Source organism: Thermococcus sp. (assembly GCF_026991495.1).
GTDB lineage: Archaea > Methanobacteriota_B > Thermococci > Thermococcales > Thermococcaceae > Thermococcus.
Genome location: NZ_JALXBJ010000048.1, coordinates 1 through 5,385 on the forward strand (window position 1 = coordinate 1; position 5,385 = coordinate 5,385).

Sequence of the window (5,385 nt, forward strand, 5' to 3'; positions counted from 1 at the left end):
GATGGAAGTCGTTGATGAGGCTCTAAAGAGGTTCGACTTCATAGATGGGGAGAGGATAGGCGTCACAGGCGGTTCCTACGGGGGCTTCATGACGAACTGGATAGTCGGACACACCAAGCGCTTTAGGGCGGCGGTTACTCAGCGCTCAATCTCTAACTGGGTGAGCTTCTTTGGAACGACCGATATAGGCTACTTCTTCGCCCCGGATCAGATTGGCTCCGATCTATGGAGCAACACCGAGGCCTTTTGGGATAAAAGCCCGCTGAAGTACGCTCCCAACGTTGAAACGCCTCTCCTCATAATCCACTCGACCGAGGATTACCGGTGCTGGCTTCCGGAGGCGTTGCAGTTCTACACCGCTTTGAAGTACCTCGGCAAGACTGTCGAGCTGGCCATCTTCCCTGGCGAGAACCACGATTTATCCCGCTCCGGCAAGCCGAAGCACAGGGTTAAGAGATTAGAGCTGATTGCCGGTTGGATGGAGAGGTGGCTGAAGTAAGCCCAAAATCTTTTATTTTTCGCCCCTGAAAGTTTCCGGGTATGAACGCCATAGAGGTCGAGAATCTGACAAAGTACTATAGAAACCTAAGGGCCCTTGACTCAGTCTCCTTTTCCGTTCCAGAAGGGGCTATCTTGGGGGTAATTGGACCGAACGGTGCCGGGAAAACTACCCTCATCAGGATTTTGAGCTGTCTGCTGGCCTATGACGGTGGAAGGGTCAGGCTCTTCGGAAGGGAGATAAAAAGGTGCGAGAAAGGGATAAAGAAGAGGATAGCCCTCCTTCCGCAGGAAGCTAGGGCCCACTTCTACACGCTGACGCCCTTCGAGTACGTTTACCACTACCTCAGGATGCGCGACCTGCCGAAGGATGAGGCCAAGAGCAGGGCAGAGAAGGCCATGAAGGAGTTTGGAATTGATTATCCGGACAGGATAGTCTCGACACTCTCTGGAGGAATGGTGAGGAAGACTCTCCTCGCGATGGTTCTTTCGGCCAATGCAGAACTTTACTTCCTCGACGAACCTACGGTTGGTCTTGACGTCGAGAGCAGGCTTAAGCTTTGGGGAATACTCCGGGAGAGGGGGAAGAGTTCAACCATAGTCCTGACGAGCCACTACCTCAACGAGATATCAAGCGTGTCGGACTTGGTCTTGCTAATCAAAGGTGGGAAGCTCCTCGCCTTCGGGAGGCCCGAGGAAATAGCAAAACAATACCTTTCTTCATTCACTTCAAAGCTCGTAGTTTTCGGCGACTTTAAGGGCGATTTTGTTGCAAGAAGGGCCGGGAAGAACACCTTCGTTTACCTCCGCTCAAAGGCCGAGGAGCGAGAGGCCATAGCCTTACTCGAGGAGCTTGGAGTCCCGTTTAAGAGGGAAGGACTCACCATAGAGGACGTGTTCCTCGTGGGTGATCTGGAATGATTCTCGCGATAGTGGAGTACTACCGCAGAGCCCTGATGAAGGGGAAAAGCCCAATGCTCAGCTTTGCGATACAACCCCTTTCATTCATCTTCATTGTCTACGTTGTCAGCGGGGGAAGGTTTCTCTCCTCGGCCATAGCCGGCGCGATGGTGAGCTTCATCGTCGGAGCCGGAATAGCAGACCTCTCGATAGAACTCGTTGGCATGAAAGTTCGCTCGAAATTCTACGACATTTTCGCATCCCTTCCCGGGAGCGGAATTGAGAAGACCCTCGGTGTTTCTATCGGTATGAGCCTGCCCGCACTTCCTTACGTCATTGTGCTGGCGTTTTTCCTCACCGTGAGCGGTGGGGTTGAGAGTTTACCCCGTATTCTCTTCGCAGTAACGACCCTCTGGCTCTGGAGCGTCTCCCTGGGGACGTTTCTTGGGGTGAGGATAAAGGAGCCCCTAACGGTTATGAGGCTCTCAACGATTTTAACGACGCTCCTGACGGTCTTTCCGCCGGTGTATTACCCTCTCAGCGTGGTTCCAGAACCACTGAGGAAACCCCTGCTCCTTATCCCCACAGTGAGCGCTTCAACCGTTATGAGCGGAGAAACACCGGAGCTTGCCTTTATTTCCCTGGCTTTTTGGTCTGTAATTGGAGTGTTCATGCTCCTTAAATTTGAACTTAGGGAGAGGTGAAAGTCTTAAATATGTGAACTCACATAATCCTGTGCGGTGATGCAATGCCCAACATAACACTCTCCATCCCCCCGGAGGTATACAGGAAGATGGAAGAGCATCCTGAGATAAAGTGGAGCGAGGTGGCGAGGAGGGCTATAGTCGAGTACCTGGCAAAGATAGAGGCCGAAGAACTTGAATCGGAAGAACTGCTCTCCCTCCTTGGTGAAAAATTCAGGAAGGAGCTTCAGGAAATGCCGGTTGAGAAGTACGAGAAAGCGCTCAAAGAAACGAGGGATGGGGAATGGAAGAGGCTCTCTACGACACCAGCGTCCTGATTGACGCTCTCAAATCCGGGGAGAAGCTCAAGGGCTATACAACGGTTCTCAACATCGTTGAGTTTCCAAGGGGCCTTGAGCTTGGCTTAACCGTGATAACTCCGACTCTGGAAGACTATCTGGTAGCAATCAAGATTTCGCAGGCGATGGTGAAGAGGGGAACGCCGATTCCGGCGGTTGATGCAGTGGTTGCCGCCGTAGCTATCAACAGGCGTTTAAAGCTCGTGACAAAGGACAGACACTTTGAGTGGATAAAGGAAGAGTTTGGGGAGTTAAAACTTCAAAGTGTGTAGTCCAGCACCTTCTCCGCTTCCTTGATGTGCTCGGGATAGACGTTCCTGATCTCCGGGTGGAGCGCCTTGATGACCCTCCCAATAAGCACAAAGAGCGTCCCCGTTATGATGGGGAGTTCGTTAACAACGTCCTCTTCGAGCGGTATGTCGCTGGGTATTTTCTTGAGGACGTACTTCCTTATGGGCTCGATCTGAACTTTCTCGTCCTCTATAACCGCCCTAAAAAGGTTCATGCTGTTCTTGAAGCCCTTGGTGATGGGTATGTGCCTGAACTTTATAGTGCTTGAGCGCTCTGCCTTAGCGTTTTCGTAGGCCACTTCGAAGAGGTCCACCAGCTTCTTTTCGACTATCTCCATCATCTCCTCGGCCCTCGGCTTGATGACCGCGAGCTCGCAGACCCTCTTCAATATCTTCTGGAGCTGCGGGTAGGGTATTATCATCTCCGCCATGGCTACCACCTCCACTCAGGGTTTTCTCAACCCCGGAGGTTTTAGTTACCAAAAGTATTTAAATATTTCGGTGGGGGAATTTTTAAAGAAGCCCCCAAAGAAAGCATCATGCTCGGACTCATACTCGCCTTTCCCGAGAAGCAGTGGGATGACTGCACGGTACCCGTAAACGACGAACCGGTGCTGAGGCTCACCGAGAAAAGACTCTTGATGAGCAAGAGGATAGACAAGATCCTCGCTGTCGTAAGAGAGGACAAACTCAAAACCTACTCCCTCCACGTTCTGAACCCCGTTCCGGTGAGCGCGAGGAGTAAAACCGGGGCTCTTCTGAAGGCCTTTCCTGATGAGCCCTTTTTCCTCGTTGAGGGCAGCATGCCGCTCGTGATGCCATTTTTGGTGGACTACCTCATCGGCCTCTACCACAGGAACGAACCCGAAGCGGTAATCCCCATCTGGAGGGACGGGACGGCTGAGGTGACCCAAGCAATCTACGAGCCCGGTCCTTTGAAGAGTGCCATTGAGGCGGCTTTAGCCGAGGGTTATAGGGGTCTGGGAAAAGTCGTGGAGTTCCTCGACTACGAACCGGTCTCGATTGAGGAGCTCTCAAGGAGAAACCCAAAGGTAACGCTGAGCTTCCTCCGGATCAGGAGCCGGATGAACGCTGAGTTTGCCGAGAAAGTGCTGAGCGAAGCCCAGTTTTGATGCACAGGCGAATGAGTTGGGAAATCAAAAGTAGATGCCCATCTCCTCGGCTATCTTCCTAAGCCTCTCTATCCTTGCCTCGGTTGGCGGATGGGTCGAGAAGAGGCTCGCTATGCTGAGCCCCCTGAAGGGGTTTATTATGAACATATGGGCCGTCGCGGGGTTGCCCTTCTTGAGCGGCCGGTAGCGAACGGCCTGCTCTATCTTCATCAGTGCGCTCGCGAGGGCCTGGGGCTTTCCGCTGATCCTCGCGCCGCCTTCGTCGGCGAGGAACTCCCTTGAGCGGCTTATGGCCGCCTGTATGAGCATAGCCGCTATCGGGGCCAGCAGGGCGACGAGGACGGCCGCTAAGACCTCCCCTGCATCGTCCCTGTCCCTGCTGAAGCCTCCGAATATCGCTATCCAGCGGGCCCAGTAGGCGAGCTGAATTATCGCCCCGGCCATCGCGGCGGCGACCGTGCCTATCAGGATGTCCCTGTTCTTCACGTGGGTCAGCTCGTGCCCGAGGACGCCCTCAAGCTCGTCCCTGTTGAGTATCCGAAGGAGGCCCCTCGTCACGGCCACGACCGCGTGCTCTGGGTTACGGCCCGTGGCAAAGGCGTTGGGTGTGTCCGTTGGTATTATTGCCACCCTCGGCGTCGGGAGGCCCGCCCTATCGGCGAGCTTTCTCACTATGGCGTAAAGCTCCGGGGCCTCGTGCTCCTCCAAGATCCTCGCCCCGTACCAGGAGAGGACTATCCTGTCGCTGTACCAGTAGGTGATGAAGTTGAAGAACAGCGAGAACAGGAACATCGCAAAGGCCCAGCTCGGTCCGCCGAAGACGTAGCCTATGGCCATCAGCAGGCCGGTGAGGACAGCCATGAGAAGACCGGTCCTGAGCCACATCACAAGACCCATACTCTCACCCCCGGAGAAGGTTTGGAAAATTGAAATAAAACATTTTGGGAGGAAGAAAAGGGCTCACATGCCCATGTTCATTCCACCCATTCCACCCATTCCGCCGGGCATCTCGCCGCCCTGCTTGCCCTCGGATTTGCTGGCCTTGGCGGCTATGACGTCGTCTATGCGGAGGATCATTATCGCTGCCTCGCTGGCGCTCTTAATGGCCTGCTTAACGACCCTAAGCGGAGCAATAACACCGCGCTCAAGCATGTCGGCAGGCTCGCCCTCAAAAACATCAACCCCAACACTCGGACCCTTCTCCTTGTGCGCCGCCACAACCCTGACCATGGTGTCGATCGGGTCGAGTCCGGCGTTCTCCGCGAGTGTCCTCGGGATTATCCTTAAAGCCTCGGCGAAGGCCTCAACCGCGAGGGCTTCCTTCCCGCCGACTGCCTTAGCGTACTCGTCCAGCTTAATGGCCAGCTCGATCTCCGGGGCACCGCCGGCCGGGAGTATGGCACCGTCTTCCATGACGTCCTTGGTTACTTTGACGGCGTCTTCGAGAGCGCGCTCGACCTCGTCAACCACATGCTCCGTCCCACCGCGAATGAGTATCGTTACCGCCTTCGGGTTCCTGCAG

The 5,385-nt window shown here is 54.6% G+C and carries 9 protein-coding genes; 6 read left to right on the top strand and 3 right to left on the bottom strand.

Translation table 11 applies throughout. The features are described from left to right. From MVB78_RS05960 to MVB78_RS05980, 5 genes are all read left to right on the top strand, one after another. A partial coding sequence (locus MVB78_RS05960) for a prolyl oligopeptidase family serine peptidase (RefSeq protein ID WP_297489227.1) occupies window positions 1-499 on the top strand: 499 nt, incomplete at its 5' end. A 41-nt stretch (window positions 500-540) separates the two neighbouring features. Next, on the top strand, window positions 541-1,419 hold the full coding sequence (locus MVB78_RS05965) for an ABC transporter ATP-binding protein (protein ID WP_297489230.1): 879 nt from the start codon (window positions 541-543) through the stop codon (window positions 1,417-1,419). Continuing rightward, on the top strand, window positions 1,416-2,102 hold the full coding sequence (locus tag MVB78_RS05970; RefSeq protein WP_297489234.1) for a multidrug transporter: 687 nt from the start codon (window positions 1,416-1,418) through the stop codon (window positions 2,100-2,102). The genes MVB78_RS05965 and MVB78_RS05970 overlap by 4 nt, the downstream gene beginning before the upstream one ends. A 44-nt stretch (window positions 2,103-2,146) precedes the next feature. Beyond that, complete coding sequence (locus tag MVB78_RS05975) at window positions 2,147-2,419, top strand: hypothetical protein (RefSeq protein ID WP_297489237.1); 273 nt, start codon at window positions 2,147-2,149, stop codon at window positions 2,417-2,419. Next, a complete protein-coding gene (locus MVB78_RS05980; protein ID WP_297489241.1) occupies window positions 2,386-2,712 on the top strand; it encodes a PIN domain-containing protein in 327 nt (108 codons plus the stop codon). Before MVB78_RS05975 ends, MVB78_RS05980 begins: the two co-directional genes overlap by 34 nt. On the opposite strand, the gene MVB78_RS05985 is transcribed toward MVB78_RS05980, so the two are convergent. Then, on the bottom strand, window positions 2,700-3,161 hold the full coding sequence (locus tag MVB78_RS05985) for a DUF1931 family protein (protein ID WP_297489244.1): 462 nt from the start codon (window positions 3,159-3,161) through the stop codon (window positions 2,700-2,702). The two genes, MVB78_RS05980 and MVB78_RS05985, sit on opposite strands and share 13 nt — an antisense overlap. 108 nt (window positions 3,162-3,269) lie before the next feature. Here MVB78_RS05985 and MVB78_RS05990 point away from each other — a divergent pair, with 108 nt between their 5' ends. Continuing rightward, window positions 3,270-3,863, top strand: coding sequence for a molybdenum cofactor guanylyltransferase (locus tag MVB78_RS05990; RefSeq protein ID WP_297489247.1), 594 nt, complete (start codon window positions 3,270-3,272; stop codon window positions 3,861-3,863). 24 nt (window positions 3,864-3,887) lie between these two features. Here the strand turns inward: MVB78_RS05990 and MVB78_RS05995 are convergent, their stop codons facing one another. Further along, window positions 3,888-4,760 (bottom strand): zinc metalloprotease HtpX, encoded by an 873-nt coding sequence (locus MVB78_RS05995; RefSeq protein ID WP_297489249.1) that lies wholly within the window; start codon window positions 4,758-4,760, stop codon window positions 3,888-3,890. Between the two features lie 63 nt (window positions 4,761-4,823). Next, on the bottom strand, window positions 4,824-5,385 hold a 562-nt coding region (locus tag MVB78_RS06000), incomplete at its 5' end, for a TCP-1/cpn60 chaperonin family protein (RefSeq protein ID WP_297489252.1).